Here is a 26,087-nt window from a genome sequence, read left to right on the forward strand (position 1 = left end):
GGCATGATTTGGAAAATATTTTTCAGAATGCCTTGACTTTTTTTTTGCAATATACTACAATAAACAAGCGTGCGAAAAACGATGCACTGTTTTTCTGCGCATTTTAAACAGAACTTGTTTAAAATCGTAACCAATTATTACTTCATAGGAGGTGAAAGAGATGCCAACATTTAACCAGTTAGTAAGAAAAGGTCGTCAGACAGCTGTAAAGAAATCTACTGCACCGGCTCTCCAGAAAGGATACAATTCTTTGAAGAAAAGAGCTACAGACACATCTGCACCGCAGAAGAGAGGTGTTTGTACAGCAGTTAAGACAGCTACACCGAAGAAACCGAACTCAGCTCTCAGAAAGATCGCCAGAGTACGTCTTTCAAACGGAATCGAAGTAACAAGCTACATCCCAGGAGAAGGTCACAACCTTCAGGAACATAGCGTTGTTCTTATCCGTGGAGGAAGAGTAAAGGACCTTCCGGGTACAAGATACCATATCGTTCGTGGAACACTTGATACAGCAGGTGTTGCAAAGAGACGTCAGGCTCGTTCTAAATACGGAGCAAAGAGACCAAAAGACGCAAAGAAATAAGCACTTGATTTTAGTGTAAAACGAAACTAAATCGTATCACAAACAGAACTATGAGAATAGTTGGTTGCGGGTTTAATTCAGATATCGCCTGCCACGCGGCAGGCATCGGAGATTGTCCCGCCAACGATACACATAGAAAGACACATGTGAGTACCGATGAATTATTCACGCAAAGCAAAGCTTTGCCAATATGTATAAGGAGGGAAGAACCGTGGCACGTAAAGGACATACTCAGAAAAGAGACGTATTAGCGGATCCGTTATACAACAACAAGGTAGTTACAAAGCTTATCAACAACATCATGCTTGACGGTAAGAAAGGTGTAGCTCAGAAAATTGTATACGGAGCATTTGACAAAGTCGCAGAGAAAGCTGAAAAACCAGCTATCGAAGTATTTGAAGAAGCAATGAACAACATCATGCCTGTACTTGAAGTAAAGGCAAGACGTATCGGTGGAGCTACTTATCAGGTACCGATCGAGGTAAGAGCAGACAGAAGACAGGCTCTTGCACTTCGCTGGCTTACACTGTACTCTCGTAACAGAGGCGAGAAGACAATGGAAGAAAGACTTGCAAATGAAATTCTTGATGCAGCTAACAACACTGGCGCATCAGTAAAGAAGAAAGAAGACATGCACAAGATGGCAGAAGCAAACAAAGCATTTGCTCACTATCGTTTCTAATTATAGGAGGAAAAAATCTTGGCTGGAAGAGAATATCCATTAGAGAGAACCAGAAATATCGGTATTATGGCGCATATTGATGCTGGTAAGACCACTCTTACAGAGCGTATCTTATACTATACCGGTGTTAACTATAAGATTGGTGATACTCATGAAGGAACTGCTACCATGGACTGGATGGAACAGGAGCAGGAAAGAGGTATCACAATCACTTCAGCAGCTACAACATGTCATTGGACACTTGAAGATCATACAAAACCGAAAAAAGGTGCTCTTGAGCATCGTATCAATATCATTGATACTCCGGGACACGTTGACTTCACTGTAGAGGTTGAACGTTCACTTCGTGTACTGGATGGTGCTGTAGGTGTATTCTGTGCTAAGGGTGGTGTTGAGCCTCAGTCAGAAAACGTATGGCGTCAGGCAGACACATACAACGTACCAAGAATGGCCTTCATCAACAAGATGGACATCTTAGGTGCAAACTTCTACAACGCTGTAGAACAGATTAAGACAAGATTGGGCAAGAACGCTATCGTTCTTCAGTTACCAATCGGTAAAGAAGATGATTTCAAGGGAATCATCGACCTTATGGAAATGGAAGCTTACATCTACAATGATGACAAGGGTGATGATATCACAGTATGTGAAATCCCGGATGACATGAAAGAAGATGCTGAGCTTTACCATACAGAACTGATCGAAAAGATCTGCGAACTGGATGACGAACTTATGATGATGTATCTTGAGGACGAAATCCCGACAGTAGATCAGCTCAAAGCAGTTCTTAGAAAAGCTACTTGTGAATGTACAGCAGTACCGGTTTGTTGTGGATCTGCTTACAGAAACAAGGGTGTTCAGAAGCTTCTGGATGCAATCGTTGAATACATGCCAGCTCCGACAGACATCCCGCCAATTCAGGGTGTTGATGAAGATGGTAATGAAGTAGTAAGACATTCTTCAGATGAAGAACCTTTCTCTGCACTTGCATTCAAGATCATGACAGACCCGTTCGTAGGTAAGCTTGCATATTTCCGTGTATATTCAGGAAGCATGAATTCAGGTTCTTACGTACTGAACGCTACAAAGAATAAAAAAGAACGTGTTGGACGTATCCTTCAGATGCATGCCAACAAGAGACAGGAACTGGATAAAGTATATTCAGGAGACATCGCAGCAGCGATCGGATTCAAGTTTACAACTACAGGTGATACAATCTGTGATGAACAGCATCCGGTAATCCTTGAATCTATGGAATTCCCAGAACCAGTTATCGAGCTCGCTATCGAGCCTAAGACAAAAGCTTCTCAGGGTAAACTTGGTGAATCTCTTGCAAAACTTGCAGAAGAAGACCCGACATTCCGTGCTCATACTGATCAGGAAACAGGTCAGACAATCATCGCCGGAATGGGAGAACTTCATCTTGAAATCATCGTAGACAGACTTCTTCGTGAGTTCAAGGTAGAAGCTAACGTAGGTGCTCCGCAGGTTGCATACAAAGAGTCCTTCACAAAAGCAGTTGATGTTGACAGCAAATATGCTAAACAGTCAGGTGGACGTGGACAGTACGGACATTGTAAAGTTAAATTTGAACCAATGGATGTCAATGGTGAAGAAACATACAAATTCGAATCTACTGTTGTCGGTGGTGCAATTCCGAAGGAATACATTCCGGCTGTAGGCGAAGGTATTGAAGAAGCCATGAAAGCTGGTATCCTTGGTGGATTCCCTGTAGTAGGTATTCATGCAACAGTATATGATGGTTCTTACCATGAAGTCGATTCTTCAGAAATGGCATTCCACATTGCAGGTTCTCTTGCATTCAAAGATGCTATGAAGAAATCTGATCCGGTACTCCTTGAGCCTATCATGAAAGTTGAAGTTACTATGCCAGAAGAGTACATGGGAGATGTTATCGGTGATATCAACTCTCGTCGTGGACGTATCGAAGGTATGGATGACCTCGGCGGTGGAAAGATCGTTAGAGGATATGTTCCGCTTTCAGAAATGTTCGGATACTCTACAGACCTTCGTTCCAGAACTCAGGGACGTGGAAACTACTCAATGTTCTTCGAAAAATATGAGCCAGTTCCGAAGTCTGTACAGGAAAAGATTTTATCTAACAAAAACGCATAAAAAATACGAAAAAGGCTTGAAAAACTGTACTTTATGAAATATAATCAGTATTAGCCGAGTTAAAACATCGTAAACTAAAATGCCCTATTGGGTGGTATATTTAAGGAGGATATTCAAAATGGCAAAGGCTAAATTTGAAAGAACAAAACCGCATTGTAATATCGGTACCATCGGACACGTTGACCATGGTAAAACAACTCTTACAGCAGCTATCACAAAAACTCTTGCAGCAAGAGTTGCTGGTAACGCAGCTGTAGATTTCGAAAACATCGACAAAGCTCCAGAAGAAAGAGAACGTGGTATCACAATCTCTACAGCTCACGTTGAGTATGAAACAGAAAAACGTCACTACGCTCACGTAGACTGCCCAGGACATGCTGACTACGTTAAGAACATGATCACAGGTGCTGCTCAGATGGATGGTGCTATCCTTGTTGTAGCTGCTACTGATGGTGTTATGGCTCAGACAAGAGAGCACATCCTGCTTTCTCGTCAGGTAGGTGTACCGTACATCGTTGTATTCATGAACAAATGTGATATGGTAGACGACGAAGAACTTCTTGAACTCGTTGAAATGGAAATTCGTGAACTTCTTGATGAATACGAATTCCCAGGAGATGACACTCCGATCATCCAGGGATCAGCTCTTAAAGCTCTTGAAGATCCGAACGGAGAATGGGGAGACAAGATCATGGAACTTATGGATGCTGTTGATTCATACATTCCGGATCCAGAACGTGACACAGACAAACCATTCCTTATGCCTGTAGAAGACGTATTCTCTATCACAGGACGTGGTACAGTTGCTACTGGTAGAGTAGAACGTGGTGTACTTCACGTATCTGATGAAGTAGAAATCGTTGGTATCAAAGAAGAAACACGTAAAGTAGTTGTAACAGGTGTTGAAATGTTCCGTAAACTTCTTGATGAAGCTCAGGCTGGTGACAACATCGGTGCTCTTCTTCGTGGTGTTCAGAGAGACGAAATCGAAAGAGGACAGGTTCTTTGTAAACCAGGTTCAGTAACTTGCCACCACAAGTTTACTGCACAGGTATACGTTCTTACAAAAGATGAAGGTGGACGTCATACTCCATTCTTCAACAACTACAGACCACAGTTCTACTTCCGTACAACAGACGTAACAGGTGTTTGCGAACTTCCAGAAGGAACAGAAATGTGCATGCCTGGTGATAACGTAGAAATGACAATCGAACTGATCCATCCAGTAGCTATGGAACAGGGACTTCGTTTCGCTATCCGTGAAGGTGGACGTACTGTTGGATCAGGACGTGTTGCTACAATCATCGAGTAATACAATCTGAATATAGATTTGTTATCGCAAGATAACGTTGTGTCCAAACGTAAGATACCCGTAGAACTTCGGTTCTACGGGTTTTTCTGTTGCCTGGAAATATATAAAAGAGCGGAAAAGAATAACGAACAGGATAGAAAAACGGTTGCCGGGAGAGTATCCTGACAACCGTTTGTGATAACAGAATGATAACAAAATATGAAAATTGACAATTTTTAAAACTATGTTATACTATAAATCTAACATAGTTAGTAACAGGATTTGGTTCGATTCCAAACACCATCAAACCAATATTGGGAGCATTGTCGAATTACCTAGTTTCTGGATTGATTTATGATGCAGTCAAACATATTTGCAAGAAAGGACTTGATTCGATGAGAAAAGAATATATATTAATATTTGGTCTGGGAGTATGCGATGGTGAAGTGTAATGGTTGCACGGTTTAACATACTAAGCAGACTCCCACCCAGACCACCAAAAACTCAGAGCTCATAAGGGCTCTTTTTCTTTTGCAAAAATTATGTCAGATCATATGTCTTGATGGAATTACCTTCAGTACCCTTCTTAACGATGGTATGACAACCTATCGTAGTTCCCATAGCACGCAGTTTCCATTCATCCTGGGTAGCGTTCAGCTTATCCAGTTCTGCCTGTCTTTTATCTTCATCTTTAATAGCTAATATTTCAGTTTTTTCCTTTTCATAGACATTTTTAAATTGACACCATTTCCTGAAAAAGTCCTGCATTGTAGGATTATCGAACGTTAGTGAAACCTTCTGATCAGGTGTCTCAGCAAGTGAGAGATTCACTGAATCATCAATAGAAAACAACAGGGAGAGTACATCTCCGACTGTTTCAATATTAAAATCCAGAAAAACACTTACATTTAATCCCAATGCAGTTGCTATCTTTTCTAACTGATCCGGTTTTGGATTCCGGATTCCCAGTTCATATTTTCTGATCGTTCCTACGTTAATGCCGGACAGCTCGGCTAACTGTATTTGACTGTATCCTCTAAATTCCCGGAATGCCCGGATTTTTTTACCAACCATAATGCTGCCTCCTTAATGATATTTGTGATTTTATTTTAGCACAAAAGTGAATGATGCGAAAGAGGTTGATTTTCGAGGATTTCAAAAATACAGAATGGAATGGAAAAAATAAATTCGCAAATGTTTATTGACAAATTCACAAAAGTGAATTATTATAAGAGAACAACGAAAGAGTCACAAAAGTGACTGGAAAGGAGGACGATATGAGAACTAATTATATGATGACTGTTGATGATGTCATGGAAGAATTAGGCGTGAAACGCAGTAAAGCATATTCCATTCTGAAGCAGCTTAATGATGAACTGGCAAAGGAAGGATATGTGGCAGTTCGTGGAAAGATTCCACGTCCCTACTGGGAAACAAAATTTTATGGATGCTCTCAGAGAGCAGTGTGAAGGAGGTTTTAAGATGTCAGCTTACAAGGACAAAACACAGGGAACCTGGTATGTGAGCTTCCGCTATATTGACTGGACAGGTAAGAAAACGCAGAAGCTGAAAAGAGGGTTCAAGACAAAGAAAGAAGCATTGAATTATGAAAAGGAATTCATAAGAAAGACTGCAGCGGATATGAAAATGGAGATGAACAGTTTTATTCAAGTCTATTTTGAAGATAAAAAGAATGAACTGAAAGAAAATTCAATCCGTAACAAGCAGCACATGATGAACAAGCACATTGTTCCGTATTTTGGAACAAGAAAAATGAATGAGATCACACCGGCAGAGATTATCCAGTGGCAGAACACCATTCAGGAAAAAGGTTACAGCAAGACTTATGAGCGTATGATTCAGAATCAGTTAAATGCACTGTTTAATCATGCACAGAAAATTTACAATCTGAAGCAAAATCCATGTAAGAAAGTAAAAAAGATGGGGAAATCGGATGCTAATAAGTTGGAATTTTGGACGAAAGCAGAATATGACAGCTTTATCGCCGGGATTGAGCCAGAGAGTGAGGATTATCTGATATTTGAAATCCTGTTCTGGACAGGAATCAGGGAAGGAGAACTTCTGGCATTGAGTCTTTCAGACTTTGATATGAGTGGTAATCTTTTGCATATCAATAAGACTTATAACCGGATTAGGAAAAGAGATGTGATTGATACTCCAAAAACAGAAAATTCAGTCCGTACCATTGATATTCCTAATTTTCTTAAAGAAGAGGTGCAGGAGTATGCGAAGAAGCATTATGGATTTCCGGAAAATCAGCGGTTATTTCCGATTGTGGCGAGAACACTGCAGAAACGGCTCAAGAAGTATGAAGCATTGACCGGTGTAAAACCAATCAGAGTGCATGATATCCGTCACAGCCATGTAGCATATCTGATTTATCAGGGTGTAGAGCCACTGATCATCAAGGAAAGACTGGGGCACAAAGATATTCAGATGACATTAAACACTTATGGTCACCTGTATCCGTCACAGCAAAAAAAGGTAGCTGAGATGTTGGACAACAAACGTTAAATATGGAGGAAAAGACATATGAAAACAAAGAAAGTAGTCAGAAAAATATTTGATACGCTCAATTATAGTAAGAAGCTGAAGATAAGTTCCATTTTACCGGATCGAGATTCGGATTATGCGATTCTTCTTGAATTAGAGGATGGAAGCAAATTTGAAATTATCATTATCCCAACAAGGAGATTCGTATAAGGAGTGGAACTATGGCTACTAACAGACAAAAAGAAAAAGCCCAGACAAAATATCTGAGCAAGTTCTCTGATAATCAGATTCACTGATATATCATCTTGGCAGATTCAGTATATCACGAATTGAACGATACAACAATTCCCGAATATCTGTTCATCAGAGACTTGCCCGGAGGGGCAGGAGGTAGAAGTGACATTATTTGAACAGGTAAAAGAATGTGTGACAGCCAGACAGGCTGCGGAGCATTACGGGATTAAAGTAAAAAGAAATGGAATGGCGTGTTGTCCGTTTCATAAAGACCGACACCCAAGTATGAAGGCAGATAAAATATATCACTGCTTTGCATGTGGAGTGGGCGGTGATGCGATAGATTTTACAGCAAGGTTATTTGGAATATCACAGTATGAAGCTGCGAAAAAGATGATAGAAGATTTTGGACTGAATATAAAAAACGAAGACAGAAACAAATACAAAAGGACGCACCAAAGCAGGAATACTTTGATATCAAAGAAACCTAAAGTTGTGATGATCAGAGAAAAACTGGAGCAGTGGTTGAAATATGCAACAGACGTGCTGATTAGATATCTGAAATGGATTCAGTTCTGGAAAGAGATTTACAAACCAGAACCAGATGAAGAGTGGCACGAGTTATTTACGGAGGCATTGGCAAATGAAAGAAAGATAAATGACTATCTGGACGTGCTGATGTTTGGAACAGGAGAAGAGATTGTAGAGTTTTTCAAGATGAAGAGAAGGGAGGTTGAAAAAATTGAAGAAAGAATTAACGAATATCAGCGAGGAGTCCTTGATGGAATTAGAAGATATTGTGAACGAGGAGATGCTTACAACAGAAGATGTCAATGATATGTTGGAGCATACGGATAAAGGAAGAACAAAGCAGACAATCAGAAATTGTGTAACCGTATTACAAAAAGATCCAGTGTTGAAAAAAGCGATTAAACGAAATGAGCTTTCCGGAAGAATGGACATTGTGAAAGAGGTGCCTTGGGAACGGAGAAATAACAGTCCTACGGTTACAGATACTGATGAAAATAATCTGAAAATGTATCTGGAAGAAAATTATGAACTGACAAGTGAGCGTGTGATCAAAGCAGGAGTAGATATTGTTTCCAATGAAAATAAATATCATCCAATCAGAGATTATCTGGAAAGTCTGGTCTGGGACGGGATTCCAAGAATAGAAAATATGCTTCCGCATTTCCTGGGAGCAGAAAAGAGTAAATACACAATCGGAGTAATGAAAATGCACATGCTGGCAGCGATTTCAAGAATTTATGAACCGGGAATAAAGTATGATATTATGCTGTGTCTGGTTGGAAGCCAGGGAGCCGGAAAGTCCACATTTTTCAAGTATCTGGCGATAAAAGAAGAATGGTTCAGTGACAATCTGGATCATCTGGACGATGAAAATATTTACAGAAAACTGCAGAATCACTGGATTATCGAAATGGGAGAAATGAAGGCAACTATCACAGCAAAGAATATTGAACAGATTAAATCGTTTCTGAGCAGACAGAAAGAAACTTACAAAGTACCTTATGAAGTTCACCCGGAAGACAGACCACGACAGTGTGTATTTTGTGGTACTTCAAATGATCTGAATTTCCTTCCGCTGGACAGAACCGGAAACAGAAGATTTGCTCCGGTGATGACAGATATGTCGAAAGCAGAAGTTCATATTCTGGACAATGAGGCAGAGAGCAAAGCCTATATCGAACAGGCCTGGGCAGAGGCAATGGTACTGTATCGACAGGGAAATGTGTTCTTAGGATTTACAAAGGAAATTGAGGAAGAGGCAAAGCGTCTGCAGAAAGAATTTATGCCGGAAGATACCAATGCCGGAATCATACAGGAATTTCTTGATGACTACGATGACGATTATGTATGTACAAGAATTCTGTTCGATGAAGCGCTACATCGAACCGGAGAAATGAAACAGTGGGAAGGTAAAGAAATTGCCAATATTATGAACAATGCGATTGTAGGCTGGAAACCACATGGTACACATCGATTCGGAAAGGAATATGGAATACAGCGGTCATGGAAACGGATGAAAGATTCGGTGAAGAAAGATAAAGACGGATTTATAGAAGTACCAGAACAGTTGGAAATACCGTTTGAGTAAAGATTATTGTAAACGATGTAAACGGAACTTGAAGAAAAAACTTAAAACGTTAACTTTTAAAATCTTTTGAACTCCGTTTACAAATTCCGTTTACAGACTGGAAAGGAGCAGAAAATGATGAAACAGGGAAGATTAGGATATAACAGCAGCAATGGAAGATATGGATTATTATCATCAGATTTATGGATTAATACAGGATTTCACTGCGGAGAAGGACTGGAAGTACTGGTAGATGATGAATGGGTACAGACCAGAATGGAGATGAATCTGGCAAGAGAATGGTATCTGGTGGGAACGCCTTATTGTGGAGATTTGGAATATGTGCAGGCGAGGATACCAGAATAAACAGATCTATGATCCACTTTGGTCGGTGCAGAACAGACGTCCATAAGGACGTTATGCCCCCGGCAGGGCGCAAGGGGACTTTTGATGGACGGTACGGCTGTCGAAAGTGCTTTTGCGTTACTTTTGACAAAAGTAACAAAACCGCCGTATCCGGCGAAAGTTTCTTCAATATCGCCATGTCTGGCGTAAATAAAAATTATGTGCCATATCTGGCACTCAAACAGAAAAGAGGTGAGAAAATTTATGATGAAAAGAACAATCAGTGGCATGATCGGAGCCGGTTCACTGGCTCATAATAGACGGGATTTTGTAGCAGAAAATGTAGATCCAGACAGAGTACAACTGAACATTTGTTATAAGAATGAGAATCTGAAGGAAGTTTATAAAGAGCTGTTTGACGATGCGGTTGAGAGATACAATGTCGGGAAAAGAAAGGATCGGCAAATTGCAAATTATTATGAAAAAATCCGACAGGGCAAACAGGAGAAGTTGTTCCATGAAGTGATCTTCCAGATAGGAAATCGTGAGGATATGGCAGTGGGAACATCAGAAGGAAATCTGGCTGTAAAGATACTGGACGAATATGTGAAAGACTTCCAGAAGCGGAATCCGACACTTCGGATATTTAGCTGCTATCTGCATCAGGACGAAGCTACTCCGCATCTGCATATTGACTTTGTTCCTTATGTGACCAACTGGAAGGGAAAAGGAATGGATACCAGAGTTTCACTGAAACAGGCATTGAAAAGTCTTGGATTTCAAGGTGGAAATAAGCATGATACAGAACTGAATCAGTGGATAAACCATGAAAAGGAAGTGCTGGCGGAAATTGCAAAGCAACATGGAATTGAATGGGAACAGAAAGGAACACATGAAGAGCATCTGGATGTTTACAATTTCAAGAAAAAGGAACGTAAAAAGGAAGTGCAGGAACTGGAGCAGGAAAAAGAAAATCTGACAGCAGAGAATGAAGGACTGACTTCTCAGATTGCGGACGCAAGGGCAGATATTAAACTACTGGAAGAAGAAAAAATTCAGTTCCAGAAAGATAAAGAAACAGCGGAAAGACGTGCTGAGAAAGCAGAAACGGAATTGAAAAAACTGGAGGATAGAAGAGAATTCCTGCAACCGGTGATGGATAATGTCAGCAAGGAAATAAAAGAATATGGAATAATCAAAACATTTCTGCCGGAAGCTACAGCATTGGAACGTGCGGTAACTTACCGAGAAAAGAAAATCAAACCACTGTTCATTGAAATGAAAAATAAAATCGGTGCGATGGCTGCACGGGTGAAAGAACTTACAAGAGAAAGAGATAGCTGGAAAAGTAAGTTTCAGAAGAAAAAGCAGGAGCATGAGAATACAAAAAAGGAACTGGCAGAAGTTAAGAAGGATTATCAGAAATTATCTGGTGAGAAAGAAATACTACAGGGGCTTGCGGACAGATATAACCGACTTTTACGTATGTTGGGGAAAGATATGGTAGAACGACTGGTGCGAGACGATATCCGAATGCAGACGGAACTTGAAGTGAAAAAACAGAAAGAGCAAATGCCGAAAAAAATAAGTGACCGCATACAATGGGCGAAAGAACGAAGTGAAGAACACAATGCACAGATAAAGAAGAACAAAACAAAATACAAAGGAATGGAGTTATAAGAATATGAAAAAACAGATTTATGATGAAAAGAACGGGCTGAACTACACATTGCATGGAGATTATTATCTGCCGGATCTGGAAATCAATGAGGAAGAACCTACATATGGGAAATATGGAATAATGCGAAAGCAGTTTTTAAAGGAACACAGGAATGCCCGGTATCAGTATCTGGTACTGACCGGGAAACTGACGGAACATCTGAATCAGGTCGATAAAGAAGCAAGAGAAAAAGTCGAGATGCTGGTGGAACAGATGGCTGAACAGTGGGGCGTGACAGAAGAACTGAAGATGCAGGATCAGATGGAATGGGTGCGGAGGATGAACAATATTAAGAATGTTGCGGAAGAAATGGTAATAAGTGAAATAGTGTATATTTAAAAGAAAAATAATGTTTGGGGATTGAATGGCAATGTTATAATGTGAGTGGTGATGAATGTGGATGTATTGAATAAGGAACAACGTCATAAAGCTATGAGCCATATAAAAAGCAAAGATACAAGTATTGAAGTGGCTCTAAGAAAAGAATTATGGGCTAATGGATATAGATATAGAAAAAATTATAAGGAATTGCCAGGAACTCCAGATATTGTTTTGACGAAATATAAGATTGTTATATTTTGCGATGGTGAACTTTTTCATGGAAAAGACTGGGAGATATTGCGTCCGAAATTATTAAAAGGAAATAATCCTGAATTTTGGATAAAAAAAATTGAAAGAAATATGGAACGTGATAGAGAAAATGATAAAAAGCTTCTGTTTATGGGGTGGACAGTAATTCGATTTTGGGGAAATGATATCAAAAAAGATCCCAAACAGTGTATAAAAGTAATTGAAGAAGTTATTTTTAATAACTTTATGGACGACCAGCTTGATGATTTAATAGAATTATAGCTTGAAAAAGTTCGCAAGAACGAATAGAATTATAATAATAAAGGAGTAATTAAAATGAGTGGATATATATCAGTTGCAGAGATGGCAGAAAGATGGCAGTTGACGGTGAGGCGTGTTCAAGTATTATGTAATCAGCAAAGAATACAAGGTGCAATAAAACAAAGCGGAATATGGTTAATTCCTTTTGATGCTAAAAAGCCAGAGAGGCTATTAGCAGGTAAAAAGAATCCAACGAAGAAAAAAAAATTAAAATTAGTTTCTCTTTTTTCAGGTTGTGGAGGAATTGATTTAGGATTTGAAGGCGATTTTAATGTATTGCGTAAATCTGTAAATCCGAAGATTAATAGTAATTGGGAAATAAGAAATGTAGATAAAAATTGGGTAAGGATAGGAAAGACACGTTTTCACACTATATTTGCTAATGACATAAAACCAGAAGCGAAAGCAGCTTGGACAAATTATTTTAGCAAACGTGGAATTGATCCGGAAAATTATTACCTTGATAGCATTGTGGATTTGGTAAAATTACAAAAAGAGAACAAAATTAATATTTTTCCAACGGATATAGATGTTTTGATTGGCGGTTTTCCATGTCAGGATTTTTCAATTGCTGGCAAAAGGATGGGGTTTGAGTCCAACAAGGGACATGATGGACGGAGAATAGAAGAGGAAGAACCAACTATCGAAAATAGAGGTCAGCTTTATATGTGGATGAGAGAGGTTATTGGCATAACAAAACCGAAAGTCTTTGTAGCAGAAAATGTTAAAGGGCTTACAAATCTCAAAGATGCAAAAGAAGTAATAGAGAAAGATTTTTCGTCTGTTTGCAATGGAGGGTATTTAGTGGTTCCGGCTAGGGTACTTAATGCGGCTAATTATGGAGTCCCTCAAGGGCGAGAAAGGGTAATCTTTTTTGGATTTAAGAAATCTGCTCTGACATCAGAGGCATTAGCGGAACTATCTAAAGAAGAGTTGACAATGAAATATACACCGTATCCAGTGATTACACATTATCTACCGAATGAAATACCGAAAGAAAATTTAGTCAAATTTGTGACAGTGAAGGATGCACTTGGAGATTTAGTTGAGCCAGAAAAATCTAATGACTTAAGTCATCAAAAATATTCAAAGGCAAAGTATATGGGAAAACATTGTCAAGGACAGCAAGAAGTTCGATTGAACGGTGTTGGCCCAACTATTCGTTCGGAACATCATGGGAATATTGAGTTTCGAAGATTATCAGAGGCTCATGGTGGAAAACACAAAAAGGAACTTTCTGATGGATTGAAAGAACGAAGATTAAGTGTAAGGGAATGTGCAAGAATTCAAACATTTCCAGATGATTATGAATTTGTAATACCTGCTAGAAATGGGAATAAATCGGTATCGGGGTCAGAAGCATATAAAATTATAGGAAATGCTGTACCGCCATTATTGGGATATCATATTGCAAAAAGATTGGAAGATAATTGGGAATTGTATTTTGGAGGAGAGAAAAACAGTGATAATATCAACTAATAAGGAACCATCATTAGAAGAATTTGAAGAAATTTGCAATAAGGCTTGCCAATTAATGAATGAAAGAGCAAGTTATGAACCGGAATATTATTTAACTAAAGGTGGACAAAAATTAGAGAAAGAAGTTAAAAAGGCATTAGATGATGCTGCAAATGGAACGAACTTTGAAGGAACAATTGAAATTATAAGTGGACAAAGATTTCCAGATATTGTGGCTGCAAAATATTATGGTGTTGAAGTGAAATCTACGAAAGAAGATAAGTGGACATTGATTGGAGGGAGTGTCGCAGAAGGAACGAGAATAGAAGATGTTGAACACATTTTTATTATGTTCGGAAAATTACACAAGCCCGTAGAATTTAAGACTAGAAGATATGAAGAATGTCTTTGTGACATTGCAGTAACCCATAGCCCTAGATATAAAATAGATATGAATCTTTTGGAAGGTGAAACTATTTTTGATAAGATGGGGATATCATATGATGAAATGCGGAAATTGAAAGATCCCATTCATCCAATAGTAGAATATTTTAGAGCTACTTTGAAACCAGGCGAATCATTATGGTGGGTTAATGGAGAAGATGCGACTTCAGGAGCAGCCCCGGCTAAGATTAGGATGTGGAAAACTTTGTCAAAGGAAGAAAAGCAAGAATTAGTTGCACAAGGTTTTGCTCTTTTCCCGGAAATGTTTAGTAATAGCAGAAATAAATATGAACGATTTACTCTTTGGTTAGTTGCAAATCATGGTGTCATATCCTCTTCTATGAGAGATCCATTTTCAGCGGGTGGTCAAGCTGAGTTGGAAATTAATGGAAGTCACTATAAAAATTTGCCACAGAAATATAGTCAGCTTTTTTCTTGTAAAGATAAGGTTGAAGACACAATATTGAAGAGTGGGGAAGATGTATTAGCTGTTACATGGGAAACGGGAAAGACAGAAATAGAGCAGCGTATAAAAACATGGATAAAATTAGTATCGAAATATGCTGAGAAAGAAAAATTCGATGTTTCTAATTTTTTGGAAAATATGTTTGAATCCGATGATGAATAGGGATTTAAAGCATTTGTATTTAAGATGATGAACAGAGAAAGAAGTACAGAGGGATTACATGAATACTTTAAAGTTGGAATTGGAAAACTGTTATGGGATTCAAAAAATGCAACAGGATATTGATTTTTCTAAAAATAATGTAGCAGTTATTTATGCACCAAACGGAACGATGAAGTCTTCATTTGCTAAAACATTTGAAGCAATTAGAGATGGAAAAACAGTGGAAGAAAAAGTTTATGGTTGCAAAAGTAAATATTCAATTACAGATGAGACTGCAACAGCAATTAGTCCAGAGTCAATAATGGTTATTAACCCATTTGATGAAAATGCATATGAAAATCAAGGGACATTGATGGCAAACGAAACATTAAGAAGGCAATATATACAAATTTATAAAAGTATTGACCAAAGCAGAGAAGCAATGTTCGGAAAAATAAAATCCTCATTAAAATATTCGAGTAGAAGTAGTTTTGATGCAGAAAGTAGTATGTTAAATGATTGGGGGTATACAAAGAAAGATTTATTTTTATGCCTAAAAGAGATAGAAACTAAATTAAATGATTCGGAATTACAATGTTCTCTAAAGGAAGAGGAATTGGATTATAATACATTATTCAATTCCAAAGTATATTCTATGGTTACTTCCGGAAAAACTTCTGAACTGATTGAAGAGTACGAGAAGAAGTATAGTGAACTGTTAGAAAAATCTCTATATATGCAAAAAGGTGTAATAGATCATAATAATTATGCTAATATAAGTGACTCTTTGGGGAATAATGGATTTTTTGGGGCAAAAAATGAAATTCGACTTGTTGCAAAAGATGGAAGTACATCAGTAACGCTGAGAACGCAGGGTGAATTGAATGAGTTAATAAAAAAAGAAAAAGAACAGGTGTTAAATACTAAGGAATTAAAAGACTTATTTGAAAAAATTAATAAGGCTATTAGTAAAAATAAAGACACACAAGCATTTAATGCATATTTACAACAGCATCCGGATGTAGTTGCAGAATATCGAGACATTGATAAATTCAAAAAGAAAGTATGGGTAAAAGTTTTTGACATATATCAAGCAGAATTACATGATTTGCTGGAGTATTATGATAAGGCGCAAAATGATTTAAAACAATTAAGAGATAAAGCGAAAAGTGAAACAACTGATTGGAATAGGGCGTTGGATTTATTTAAAAAAAGATTTTTTGTTCCATTCTCAATAGAACCGGCGAATCAAGAGGATGTTATATTAAATTTAGATTTGCCAAGTTTCAAATATATCTTTGAGGATAATAGGGGGTCTAAAGAAGTTTCGAAGGAAGATTTGTTAGATGTTTTGAGCACAGGGGAAAAGAGAGCATATTACATCTTGAACCTAATATTTCAAATTTTGGTTGCTCAAAAAGATGGGCGAGAAAAACTTGTTATTTTAGATGATATATCAGAGTCTTTTGATTATAAAAATAAGCATGCAATAATAGAATATATCAGTGATATCGCTGAGTATACTAGTTCGCAGGGAGAAAAAGTATTCAAAGTAATCTTACTTACTCATAATTTTGATTTTTACCGAACAGTTGCTTCACGTATTACTAAACGGGGAAATTCATATATTGCATATACTGATGGAGGAAAGATAAATTTTGAAAAAGGACAGTATACTAGAAATTTATTTGGATATTATAAAGATGAGATTGCAAAGGGAAATAAAGATAATATAGTTGTTGCATCGATACCATTTGTTAGAAATTTAATAGAGTATACGGAGGGAGATTCGAATCCAGAATATCTTAAACTGACAAGTCTGTTACATTATAAACCGGATACAACAACTATTGAACTAGGCGAGATTGAAAAAATATATAATCAATATTGGTGTAAAAGTTCAAATGTAAATTTCGCTAAAAATAGAGAAACGGATCATATATATGATATTATTATCAAAGAAGCAGATGCAATTGTGCCTGTTGAAAAACTGGAGATAGAAAGCAAGCTTATATTATCTATGGCAATCAGACTCAAATCTGATGAATATATGATTCAAAAAATATCTAGTAAAGTAACAAATGGAACAGCTATTATAAACGATATATACCAAAAAAGGAATCAGAGTGCTTGGCTGTATAAAGAATATAAAAAAAATATAAATGATAATGCGATGGAAATTCTGGAGCAAGTTGCTATGTTGACACCAGAGAATATCCATTTAAATTCATTTATGTTTGAACCTATTTTGGATATGTCCTTACTGCACTTATATGATTTATATCAGGAAGTCAAAAATTTGTTGATATAAAAATGCAGTGATAACACCATGATAACAAAATCCCCGAAAATCACACGGACACAGCGGAAAATCCGGATTTTTCCACACAAATCACACAAAAAATCACCATTTGCACACCGCAATATACCAGTCTGATATCGTGAAGGTGGACGTACTGTAGGATCAGGACGTGTTGCTACAATCATCGAATAATATTCGTGATTGAATTGAGCCGTGCAAATAAGTAAATAATATCAGGGAAGAGTGCTTGCATTCTTCCCTGTATTTTTTTACTTATTTATAAGGCGAAAGCCCTCGATTGAATGATTCAGTCGAAAAAGCCCACTTTATATTTGATTTTTCTGAATCAAATAAATCTTAAGAGCCAGTTCTATTTCCGTATGTCTGGAATTATCTCTCAGATCAATTTCTAGTAAATCACAAATTTTCTGAAACCGATATTTCACAGAATTATAATGTAAGAAAAGCTTTTCAGATGCCAGCTTTAAATTCCATCCACAGTTAATGATAGACTGTAGTGTTTCAATCAGGTTCGCATGATGCTGGTCATCGTATTGCTGCAGAGGCTTTATATATTTATCGCAGAATTCAATCGCCTCGTTATTGGATGAAATAGAAAATAATAAGCGATAGATTCCAATCTGATCATAAAAGAACAGACGGTTAAATTGCTGAATCTGATAGACCGTCTGGATGACCTGCTTTGCCTGCTGGTAGCTGTTGTGAATATTGATAATGTCGTCTACATACATTCCAACTCCCATTGAAATAGTAAAAGGAACGGCGTTCAGCAGACTGTGCTGGATTTGGCTGAATGTATCTGCAAGGGTTTTACGGGCGCTGACAGGCAGTTTTCCAGTGATCAGAAAGGCAATAAAGTCACTCTGTGAATAATAAATAGTGGAAGGGAATGCCTGCTTGATATACTTAATAGAAGTATCAAAAATCCGGTCTGTGTATTTCTGAAGCTTTTCATTTGTCTCGGTATCCAGATCACGCAGATAATATTTTTTAATATTGTTTATATCTATGATCGCAACAAATCCGCCGCCGTCCAGATCCCAGCCGTATAAATGGGCACGTGTATTGATCTCTTCACGTGTTTTGACGTTGTTAAGCATCAGGTCTTCTACAAAGGAGGAGTAATATTTTTCTTCGATCATCCGGTTACTGATTCGGATCTGCATACGCAGGATAATTACGATACTGGCATATTCGATCGCTGTTTTGTAAATATTGGAGTCAGTATCCGGATATGTCCGGTCAGAAAGAAGCATAATATATCCAAATTTCTGCTCTTTATTGACAACGTCGATACACTGATATTTCTCTCGGTATTCATTTAAAATAATATCATATGATAATCCCTTCAGATAAAGACTATCCTCGCTTACATTTTCAGAAAAATATACTTTGTGGAAAACAGTATCAACATAGGCAGTCGGTTCCTGGATCAGAGTACTCAGTGTCTGCAAGATTTGATGGATAGAGCGGTCATTTATTGCTAGTTCCAGAAAACTCTCGTGAATCTTGGCAGATTCTTTCAGCTGCTCTGCCTGTTTGGATATAATTTCGGACAGGGTTGGATTGATAATGTCGGCAAATGCGTAGATTGCCGGACAGTAGATCAGTGGCAAAGCTTTTTCATCACAAAGTTTTTTTGCATTTTCCGGAATAACTTTCATGTACCGGTCTGACTTGACAATCAATGCACTGATATTTCTTGACAACAGCTTACTGATGAAATCAAGAAAAGCATTAGGCGTCTTTTCCAGGGCATAGGTCGTTGTGATCACAACTTCATTCCCTTTTAACCACTGGAAGCCATCCGGAGTATCAACGACGGTTACTGTGGAGATTTCTCTGTGTACACCGAGATTTCCGGAAATAAGTTTTAATCCCTTAATGGTTGGCAGCTGTAATAGTTCTTCGACAGTCATTTTTAGTCTCCTTGTAATAAAATTGTATCTCAAATACAAAAACTGATAAAATAATTATATCACAAATACAAAAAAATGATGTTGAATATAAAAAAATCACGATAAGTTTGTACATGATATACATAGAAAGCAAAGTTATTAAGTTGTAAACTTATCATCAACAAGAAGAAACTGGATAACAAAAAAGGAACATGAGAGAAGAAAGGAAGAGAGTTTATGGATTATGTGGAGATTTCTAATTCAATGATCGTGTATTTACTTTGTGGTATTACGGTAGCAATTGCATTTGTCCAGGCTGTTCTTTATATCCGAATGGCAAAGAAAATGACAGTGAAGGCAAACATTCCGGCAACAGTGCCGAAGACAGCATTCAGAGTCGGTCTCATTTCCGCAATCGGACCTGCGCTTGGTGTATTTATCGTAATGGTTGGTCTTATGACTTCGATCGGAGGTCCAATGGCATGGCAGAGACTTTCTATCATTGGTGCTGCACCGACAGAGCTTACTGCAGCAACGCTTGGTGCTGAAGCGGCAGGCGCAGAGCTTGGAGGAGCTGGATTTACACTGAAAGTTATGGCTGTCAGCTGGTTTGTAATGGCGCTCAACGGAGCTGGATGGCTGGTTGTAACAGGTCTTTTTACACCTGCACTTGAAAACTTAAGAACAAAGATGAGCGGTGGCGATTCAAAATGGCTGGTTGTAATGAGTGGTGCCTGTTCACTTGGTATCTTCGGTTATCTGGATGTTAACGAAATTGGTAAAGGATGGGGAAATGCAGCAGCTGTTGCCGGTGGTATTATCGGAATGGCAATCCTTGAAAAATTTGTAGCAAAGAAAGTTCCAAAGATCAGAGAGTACAATCTTGGTATTGCAATGATCATCGGAATGTTATTTGCAATCATCTATGATATGGCAGTTGGAGCATAGGAGGGTATGATTATGGAAAATAAAGAATTAATGTCAGAATGGAAAAAGAATAGTATTAGAATCGGTACCCCTACAAACCTGCTTGCAGCATTTACATCATTTATACCGGTTATCTGGCTGTGTATCACCTATAACTGCTGGCCGGATCCGAAAGTAGTACTTGCAGGATGGGGAATGGTTGCACTATCATTTGGTGCATTCTATGTTGTAGAACCAATTTCTTACTATGCAGCTCTTGGACTTACTGGTACATACTTAAGTTTCCTTTCAGGAAATATCGGTAACATGCGAGTTCCATGTGCAACAATGGCTCTTGAAACGACGGAGAGTGAACCAGGAACGCTTCAGGCAGAGGTGGCTTCTACAATGGCAATCTGTGGTTCTATTATTACAAACCTGATTGCTACAACAGCAGCTGTTTTAGTAGGATCAGCAGTTGTATCCGTACTTCCAGATGTTATTGTATCCGCTCTTACAAAATATGCAGCAGGTGCAATTTTCGGAGGAACTTTTGGAACCTATGCATTGAAATATCCTAAAGTTGCCATCTTTGGCATGGGACTTCCGCTTATCCTTAAATTTACGATTGCTCCTCCGGCATGGGTACTTATCGTTGTATCTGTATTCGGAAGCCTTGGATTTGCAAGACTGTTATATGTAAAAGAAAAGAAAACTGCTTAGCGGGAAATGAATAAAAAGCAAAAGATTCATAGAGAAAAGAGGGAATAAGCATGAGTATGTGGAAAGAATGTGAAGGTTTACAGGAAGAACTCGTAAAAATGCGAAGAGAGCTGCATCAGATTCCGGAATTTGGTCTTGATCTTCCGGAAACGCAGAAATATGTAACAGATAAACTGGATGAACTTGGAATTCCTTACAAATGTTCGGGTACAGACAGCAGTATCATTGCAGAAATCAAAGGCGGAAAGCCAGGCAGGACGGTTGCACTTCGTGCAGATATGGATGCACTTAAGATTACTGAGGCAAATGATGTTGATTATAAGTCTAAACATGAAGGTCTGATGCATGCCTGTGGACATGATAACCATATTGCAATGCTTCTTGGAGCCGCAAAAGTTTTGAATGCACACAAAGCAGAGATTAAAGGAAATGTAAGGCTTTTGTTCCAGACGGCAGAAGAATTATCCAAAGGCGCAGAGATTATGATCAAAGATGGCGCAATGGATGGTGTAGACGCTGTATTTGGACAGCATATCGGAAGTATCATCAACAAAGATATCCCGGCAGGAAAGGTAATTGTTACTCCTGGATGCTGTATGGCGTCATTTGACAGATTTGTGATCCATGTAAAAGGAACGGGTTGTCATGGCTCTACTCCGGAAAAAGGAACAGACCCGATTACAATGGCGTCTCATATTGTAATTAACCTGCAGGAAATCATTGCACGTGAAGTTTCCGCAGTAAAAGCGGCAGTTGTAACAATTGGTTACTTCCATGGTGGTGTTGCTTATAATGCAATTCCAAGTGAAGTAGAAATCGAAGGTACGATCCGTGCACTGGAAGAGCCAATAAGACAGTACCTTGCAAAACGAATTGAAGAGATTGCAAAGAGTACAGCAGCAACATTCAGAGGAACAGCAGAAGTTGAGATGGACTGGGGAGCACCTCCGGTAATCAATAACGACGAGATGGCAACACTTGTAACTGAAGCTGCAAAAGAAGTTGTAGGTGAAGAGGATGTTGTAAGTAAAGTTCCGGCACCAAATATGGCAGGAGAGGATTTTGCATACTACTTACAGAAAGCACCTGGAGCATTTTTCTTCCTTAGTTCTTCTAATCCGGTAAAGCATACTGATGTTCCTCATCATAATCCACGCTTTAATGTAGATGAAGACGTGCTCTACAAAGGATCAGCAATGTTTGTAAAGATTGTAGAAGCTTATCTGAAGTAGTATAATAAAACAAAAAAGGCAGGATAAGAGTATGAATGCACAGATGATGATTTTATTGTATGCGGTACTATTGTTTGTAGTGATCTATTTTATGATGGTAGTTCCGGGAAAGAAAAAGAATAAAAAAATGCAGGAACTCCATGATTCGATCAAGGTTGGAGATGAGATTCTTACAATGGGAGGGATTATCGCAACAGTAAAAGAGCGGGATGGTGAAATCCTTACAGTAGAGATTGATCCGGAAAAAGAAATCTGTATGAAAATTCTGGTCTATTCTGTATCTACGATTCGTAAATAAGAGCTAAGAGCAAAGGGTGTTTTTCTGGTATATTACAGAGAAACACCCTTTTTAGTATGTTGGCATACAAGAAAAAATGCCAGTAGCAGCTTTTGGGTAGTTTATGTTCTTTGAAAAATGACCAAAATTCATTTTTTAATCATGAAATTATTGTGAGTATTTAATGTTGACCATCAGTCATTTTTTTGTATAATATTCTATAGAATAAAAATGTAAAGACAGGGAGATGATTATTGTGGTCAAAGTAGGAAAATGGATAGCAAAACACAGATTTATAATTTTGTTACTGGGGGTACTGCTTTTGATTCCGTCATTTATTGGAATGGCGAAGACAAGAATTAACTACGACTTGCTCAGTTACCTTCCGGAATCACTGGAAACGGTAGAAGGACAGGACGTTATGGTGGATGAATATGGTATGGGTGCATTCGCCATGGTAGTTGTAGAGGATACGGACATGAAAGATATCCAGAAGCTGGCAGACCAGTTTAATAAGGTTGATCATGTCGAAAAAGTATTATGGTATGGTGATGTGGCAGATCTTTCACTGCCGGTAGAGATGATTCCATCCGATCTGAGAAAAGCCTTCTACAACGGAGATGCGACACTGATGCTCGCATTATTTGACAATACGACTTCATCTGACGAAGCAATGAATGCAGTCGGTGAGATGCGTAAGATTGCCAGCAAACAGTGTTTTATTGCAGGTATGACAGGCGTTGTAGCCGATATCAAGAATGTAGCAATGAAAGAAGTTCCGATTTATGTTGTAATTGCGGCAATTCTTTCTTTCCTGGTGCTGGAAATTACCGGAGAATCTTTCCTGGTACCGATTTTTTTCCTGATCAGTATAGGTGCAGCGATTGTATATAATCTGGGAAGTAACATTTTCCTTGGCGAGATCTGTTATATTACAAAAGCGCTGACGGCGGTATTGCAGCTGGGTGTTACGATGGATTACTCCATTTTCCTGCTGAATAGCTACGAAGAGAACAAGCGCCGTTTCCCGGGAGATAAGAACCGTGCGATGGGACATGCGATTTCTAATACATTCAAATCCATTGTAGGAAGTTCTGTCACCACAGTAGCAGGATTTGTAGCTCTTTGTGTTATGACATTTGCACTTGGTCGTGATCTTGGTATTGTTATGGCAAAAGGTGTTATCATTGGAGTGCTTTGCTGTGTAACAATCCTTCCGGCAATGATTCTTATCTTTGATAAACCGATTGAAAAGACCAAGCATAAACCGCTGATCAAGAGCATGGATAAGGCTTCGGCATTTATCACCAAACATTACAAAGTATGGATCGTTGCTTTCCTGATCTTGCTTATCCCTGCTATTTATGGCAATAATCATACAAAAATTTATTACAATATTGCACAGTCACTTCCACAGTCACTTCCATCAAATGTGGCAAACAGTGAACTGAAAGATGATTTTGATATGAGTACAATGCATATCGTTATGATAGATAAAGACATGGATGCCAAAGAGAAAAAGACAATGATGAGTGAAATTGATGATGTCAAAGGTGTAAAATGGACACTTGGACTTAACTCCATCGTTGGATCTTCTATTCCGGAATCGATGATCCCGGATGATGTAAAGAGTATGCTTCAGGGTAAGGATACTGAGCTGATGTTTGTATGTACCAAGTATGAGTCTGCAACTCCGCAGGTCAACAGACAGATCAAACAGATTGATAAGATTGTAAAATCCTATGACAAGTCAGGAATGGTAATCGGTGAAGCGCCACTGATGAAAGACCTGCAGGATGTAACAGATATCGATCTGACAAGGGTTAACGTTATTTCAATCGCAGCAATCTTTATCATCATTTTACTTATATTTAAATCTATCTCGCTCCCGATCATTCTGGTTTCAGTTATCGAGTTTGCGATTACGATCAATATGGCGATTCCGTTCTATCAGGGCAAGAGTCTTCCGTTCGTTGCAAGTATCGTTATCGGAGCAATCCAGCTGGGAGCAACTGTTGATTATGCGATCCTTATGACGACCAGATATCAGAAAGAACGTATGAAAGGCAAGAGTAAGAAAGAATCTGTTGCGATTGCACACAGAATCAGTATGCCATCCATCATCACAAGCGGTCTGAGCTTCTTTGCAGCAACATTTGGTGTAACTTGTTATACACAGGTTGATATGATCGGTTCTATCTGTGAACTCCTTTCAAGAGGAGCGATCATCAGTGTGATCGTAGTACTGACTGTCCTTCCGGCAATGTTCTTGATCTTTGATCCGGTCATCTGCAGAACAACCGCCGGATACAGAGTGAAAAAAGATAAAAGTAAAACAGTTGCAGAGCCGACAGCATAGGTTCTGCTGAAAAGGGAGCAGGCTTAACTGATTGAAATCAGTAAAAAGCCTGCTCCTTTTTGCTGTCATACACTTAGAGAAAAATGGCATCTGAAGAAGCTTTTTGTATGTTGAAAATGGGAAGAAATGGCTGTGTACAGGCCTTTCCAGAAAATAGAAGGTTGTTCTTTTGATTAAAATAGTATATACTATCTTAGTGTTACCCCAAAACATTCAAGAAAGGATTACATTTATGAAAATGCAGAAAAAACGAATCGTACAGTGCGGACTTTCATTAATCTGTGCATTCGGTATCGCGCTGTCGGGGATGTCGGTACATGCAGAAGAGGTGGACAGCCTCGAAGATAAGACCAGTAATCTACAGAGTCAGTTGGAAGGGATCAACCAGGATTTGGTTACGATCAGCAATGAAATTGCTGAGACAGAAGTGAAAATTGAAGAGTCTAATAATGAAGTATTCCGATTGGAAGCATCACTTCAGATTTCCCGCAACAACGAGGAAATGCAGTATGCAAACATGAAGACTCGCATTAAGTACATGTATGAAAATGGTTCGGATACGCTGCTTTCTATGGTGTGTGAAGCAAAAAGCATGGGAGAGTTTCTGAACCGGGTAGACTTTATCCAGAATATTACAAAGTATGATAAGGATATGCTGGAGAATATGGTGAAAGTGCGGGAAGGTATTGAAGAGCAGGAGGCCGAACTGAAAAGCAGGCAGCAGGAGCTGCTTGACCTGCAAAGTCAGCTTGACAGTGAACAGGCCGAATTGCAGGCGAAGGCAGAAGAGACTTCAACCGATCTTGCTACGGTAAATGCACAGCTTGAGGCTGCACGTGCAGCACAGAAAAAGCAGGAGGAGGAAGTCCAGAGGAAAGCGGATGAGCAGCTGGCAAAAAAGGCACAGGAAGAGACAAAGCAGGCGTCAGCTTCCAACGGAAGTAATACATCTGCGGGCAATAATTCCGGTAATAACAGTTCTTCTGGCAATAATAATTCTTCCAACAACAATTCATCGAATAATACTAGTTCCGATTCTTCCAATTCCGGAAGCGGTGGCTATGTGATCCCATCAGGCGGTCTTACCCCGTCAAAGGGAAGGATCTGGTATAATGGACACACTGAGACTTACTATTCCCAGAAGGTACTTCCGGGAGGAGGGCTTGCAATCCCGGGACGCCATATAGCAAGTGACGGAACAATCCGGGATGCCGATGGATACATTGTTTTGGCAAGTGATGATTACCCAAAAGGGACAGTTGTAGAGACGTCACTTGGCGCCGGAAAAGTATATGATACCGGAAGTGGATCCGGAAATATAGATCTGTATACAGATTGGTAAAAGAAAAGGGGCTGTGAAATAAGT

Annotated in this window: 24 protein-coding genes; 22 read left to right on the top strand and 2 right to left on the bottom strand. The window is 38.7% G+C overall.

Annotation, left to right across the window (positions count from 1 at the left end; translation table 11 throughout):
* Nucleotides 1-160 precede the first annotated feature (160 nt).
* The 4 genes from rpsL (at nt 161) to tuf (ending at nt 4,713) form a co-directional block, all read left to right on the top strand.
* Nucleotides 161-583 (top strand): 30S ribosomal protein S12, encoded by a 423-nt coding sequence (gene rpsL / locus ACYQ5K_RS02395; protein ID WP_008373516.1) that lies wholly within the window; start codon nt 161-163, stop codon nt 581-583.
* A 211-nt stretch (nt 584-794) separates the two neighbouring features.
* Nucleotides 795-1,265 (top strand): 30S ribosomal protein S7, encoded by a 471-nt coding sequence (gene rpsG, locus ACYQ5K_RS02400; RefSeq protein WP_207642082.1) that lies wholly within the window; start codon nt 795-797, stop codon nt 1,263-1,265.
* Between the two features lie 18 nt (nt 1,266-1,283).
* Nucleotides 1,284-3,401 carry an elongation factor G gene (gene fusA / locus ACYQ5K_RS02405; protein ID WP_173689204.1) on the top strand — a complete coding sequence of 706 codons (2,118 nt, stop codon included), beginning with the start codon at nt 1,284-1,286 and terminating at the stop codon, nt 3,399-3,401.
* 118 nt (nt 3,402-3,519) lie between these two features.
* Nucleotides 3,520-4,713, top strand: coding sequence for an elongation factor Tu (gene tuf, locus ACYQ5K_RS02410; protein WP_117557426.1), 1,194 nt, complete (start codon nt 3,520-3,522; stop codon nt 4,711-4,713).
* Nucleotides 4,714-5,232: 519 nt separating this feature from the next.
* Here tuf and ACYQ5K_RS02415 read toward each other — a convergent pair.
* Entirely contained in the window at nt 5,233-5,766 is a 534-nt protein-coding gene (locus tag ACYQ5K_RS02415) for a helix-turn-helix domain-containing protein (protein WP_195230755.1), read from the bottom strand.
* Nucleotides 5,767-5,969: 203 nt separating this feature from the next.
* Between ACYQ5K_RS02415 and ACYQ5K_RS02420 the strand changes: the two genes are divergently transcribed.
* The 12 genes from ACYQ5K_RS02420 (at nt 5,970) to ACYQ5K_RS02475 (ending at nt 17,314) form a co-directional block, all read left to right on the top strand.
* Nucleotides 5,970-6,161, top strand: coding sequence for a helix-turn-helix domain-containing protein (locus ACYQ5K_RS02420; RefSeq protein WP_009243123.1), 192 nt, complete (start codon nt 5,970-5,972; stop codon nt 6,159-6,161).
* Nucleotides 6,162-6,174: 13 nt separating this feature from the next.
* The gene (locus ACYQ5K_RS02425; protein WP_195230756.1) at nt 6,175-7,227 is read left to right on the top strand and encodes a site-specific integrase; all 1,053 of its coding nucleotides are present in this window, start codon (nt 6,175-6,177) and stop codon (nt 7,225-7,227) included.
* 18 nt (nt 7,228-7,245) lie between these two features.
* Nucleotides 7,246-7,416: a hypothetical protein gene (locus ACYQ5K_RS02430; protein WP_165854697.1), complete on the top strand. Its 171-nt coding sequence runs from the start codon at nt 7,246-7,248 to the stop codon at nt 7,414-7,416.
* A gap of 186 nt (nt 7,417-7,602) precedes the next feature.
* On the top strand, nt 7,603-8,277 hold the full coding sequence (locus ACYQ5K_RS02435) for a CHC2 zinc finger domain-containing protein (protein WP_195230757.1): 675 nt from the start codon (nt 7,603-7,605) through the stop codon (nt 8,275-8,277).
* Entirely contained in the window at nt 8,222-9,559 is a 1,338-nt protein-coding gene (locus ACYQ5K_RS02440; RefSeq protein ID WP_195230786.1) for a virulence-associated E family protein, read from the top strand. The genes ACYQ5K_RS02435 and ACYQ5K_RS02440 overlap by 56 nt, the downstream gene beginning before the upstream one ends.
* Nucleotides 9,560-9,676: 117 nt before the next feature.
* Nucleotides 9,677-9,904 carry a DUF5348 domain-containing protein gene (locus ACYQ5K_RS02445; RefSeq protein WP_195230788.1) on the top strand — a complete coding sequence of 76 codons (228 nt, stop codon included), beginning with the start codon at nt 9,677-9,679 and terminating at the stop codon, nt 9,902-9,904.
* A gap of 243 nt (nt 9,905-10,147) precedes the next feature.
* Nucleotides 10,148-11,563: a plasmid recombination protein gene (locus ACYQ5K_RS02450; RefSeq protein WP_279325093.1), complete on the top strand. Its 1,416-nt coding sequence runs from the start codon at nt 10,148-10,150 to the stop codon at nt 11,561-11,563.
* A 4-nt stretch (nt 11,564-11,567) separates the two neighbouring features.
* Nucleotides 11,568-11,942 carry a TnpV protein gene (locus ACYQ5K_RS02455; RefSeq protein ID WP_195230759.1) on the top strand — a complete coding sequence of 125 codons (375 nt, stop codon included), beginning with the start codon at nt 11,568-11,570 and terminating at the stop codon, nt 11,940-11,942.
* 51 nt (nt 11,943-11,993) lie between these two features.
* Entirely contained in the window at nt 11,994-12,455 is a 462-nt protein-coding gene (locus ACYQ5K_RS02460; RefSeq protein ID WP_195230760.1) for a very short patch repair endonuclease, read from the top strand.
* Nucleotides 12,456-12,509: 54 nt separating this feature from the next.
* Nucleotides 12,510-13,973, top strand: coding sequence for a DNA cytosine methyltransferase (locus tag ACYQ5K_RS02465; RefSeq protein WP_207734503.1), 1,464 nt, complete (start codon nt 12,510-12,512; stop codon nt 13,971-13,973).
* The gene (locus tag ACYQ5K_RS02470) at nt 13,957-15,024 is read left to right on the top strand and encodes a hypothetical protein (RefSeq protein WP_459777246.1); all 1,068 of its coding nucleotides are present in this window, start codon (nt 13,957-13,959) and stop codon (nt 15,022-15,024) included. The genes ACYQ5K_RS02465 and ACYQ5K_RS02470 overlap by 17 nt, the downstream gene beginning before the upstream one ends.
* 58 nt (nt 15,025-15,082) lie before the next feature.
* On the top strand, nt 15,083-17,314 hold the full coding sequence (locus ACYQ5K_RS02475) for a hypothetical protein (protein WP_195230764.1): 2,232 nt from the start codon (nt 15,083-15,085) through the stop codon (nt 17,312-17,314).
* A gap of 317 nt (nt 17,315-17,631) precedes the next feature.
* Here the strand turns inward: ACYQ5K_RS02475 and ACYQ5K_RS02480 are convergent, their stop codons facing one another.
* Nucleotides 17,632-19,245, bottom strand: a complete 1,614-nt coding sequence (locus ACYQ5K_RS02480; protein ID WP_195230766.1) for a PucR family transcriptional regulator — start codon at nt 19,243-19,245, stop codon at nt 17,632-17,634.
* A gap of 216 nt (nt 19,246-19,461) precedes the next feature.
* Here ACYQ5K_RS02480 and ACYQ5K_RS02485 point away from each other — a divergent pair, with 216 nt between their 5' ends.
* The 6 genes from ACYQ5K_RS02485 (at nt 19,462) to ACYQ5K_RS02510 (ending at nt 26,063) form a co-directional block, all read left to right on the top strand.
* Complete coding sequence (locus ACYQ5K_RS02485; RefSeq protein WP_022219994.1) at nt 19,462-20,172, top strand: DUF5058 family protein; 711 nt, start codon at nt 19,462-19,464, stop codon at nt 20,170-20,172.
* A 12-nt stretch (nt 20,173-20,184) separates the two neighbouring features.
* Complete coding sequence (locus tag ACYQ5K_RS02490) at nt 20,185-20,853, top strand: hypothetical protein (RefSeq protein ID WP_022219995.1); 669 nt, start codon at nt 20,185-20,187, stop codon at nt 20,851-20,853.
* Between the two features lie 56 nt (nt 20,854-20,909).
* The gene (locus ACYQ5K_RS02495; protein WP_459777247.1) at nt 20,910-22,085 is read left to right on the top strand and encodes a M20 metallopeptidase family protein; all 1,176 of its coding nucleotides are present in this window, start codon (nt 20,910-20,912) and stop codon (nt 22,083-22,085) included.
* 31 nt (nt 22,086-22,116) lie between these two features.
* Nucleotides 22,117-22,383 carry a preprotein translocase subunit YajC gene (gene yajC / locus ACYQ5K_RS02500; RefSeq protein ID WP_118218326.1) on the top strand — a complete coding sequence of 89 codons (267 nt, stop codon included), beginning with the start codon at nt 22,117-22,119 and terminating at the stop codon, nt 22,381-22,383.
* A gap of 226 nt (nt 22,384-22,609) precedes the next feature.
* Nucleotides 22,610-24,721 carry an MMPL family transporter gene (locus ACYQ5K_RS02505; RefSeq protein ID WP_178024480.1) on the top strand — a complete coding sequence of 704 codons (2,112 nt, stop codon included), beginning with the start codon at nt 22,610-22,612 and terminating at the stop codon, nt 24,719-24,721.
* A gap of 232 nt (nt 24,722-24,953) precedes the next feature.
* Complete coding sequence (locus tag ACYQ5K_RS02510) at nt 24,954-26,063, top strand: coiled-coil domain-containing protein (RefSeq protein WP_173689197.1); 1,110 nt, start codon at nt 24,954-24,956, stop codon at nt 26,061-26,063.
* Nucleotides 26,064-26,087 lie beyond the last annotated feature (24 nt).

Source organism: Allocoprococcus similis (genome assembly GCF_054660775.1).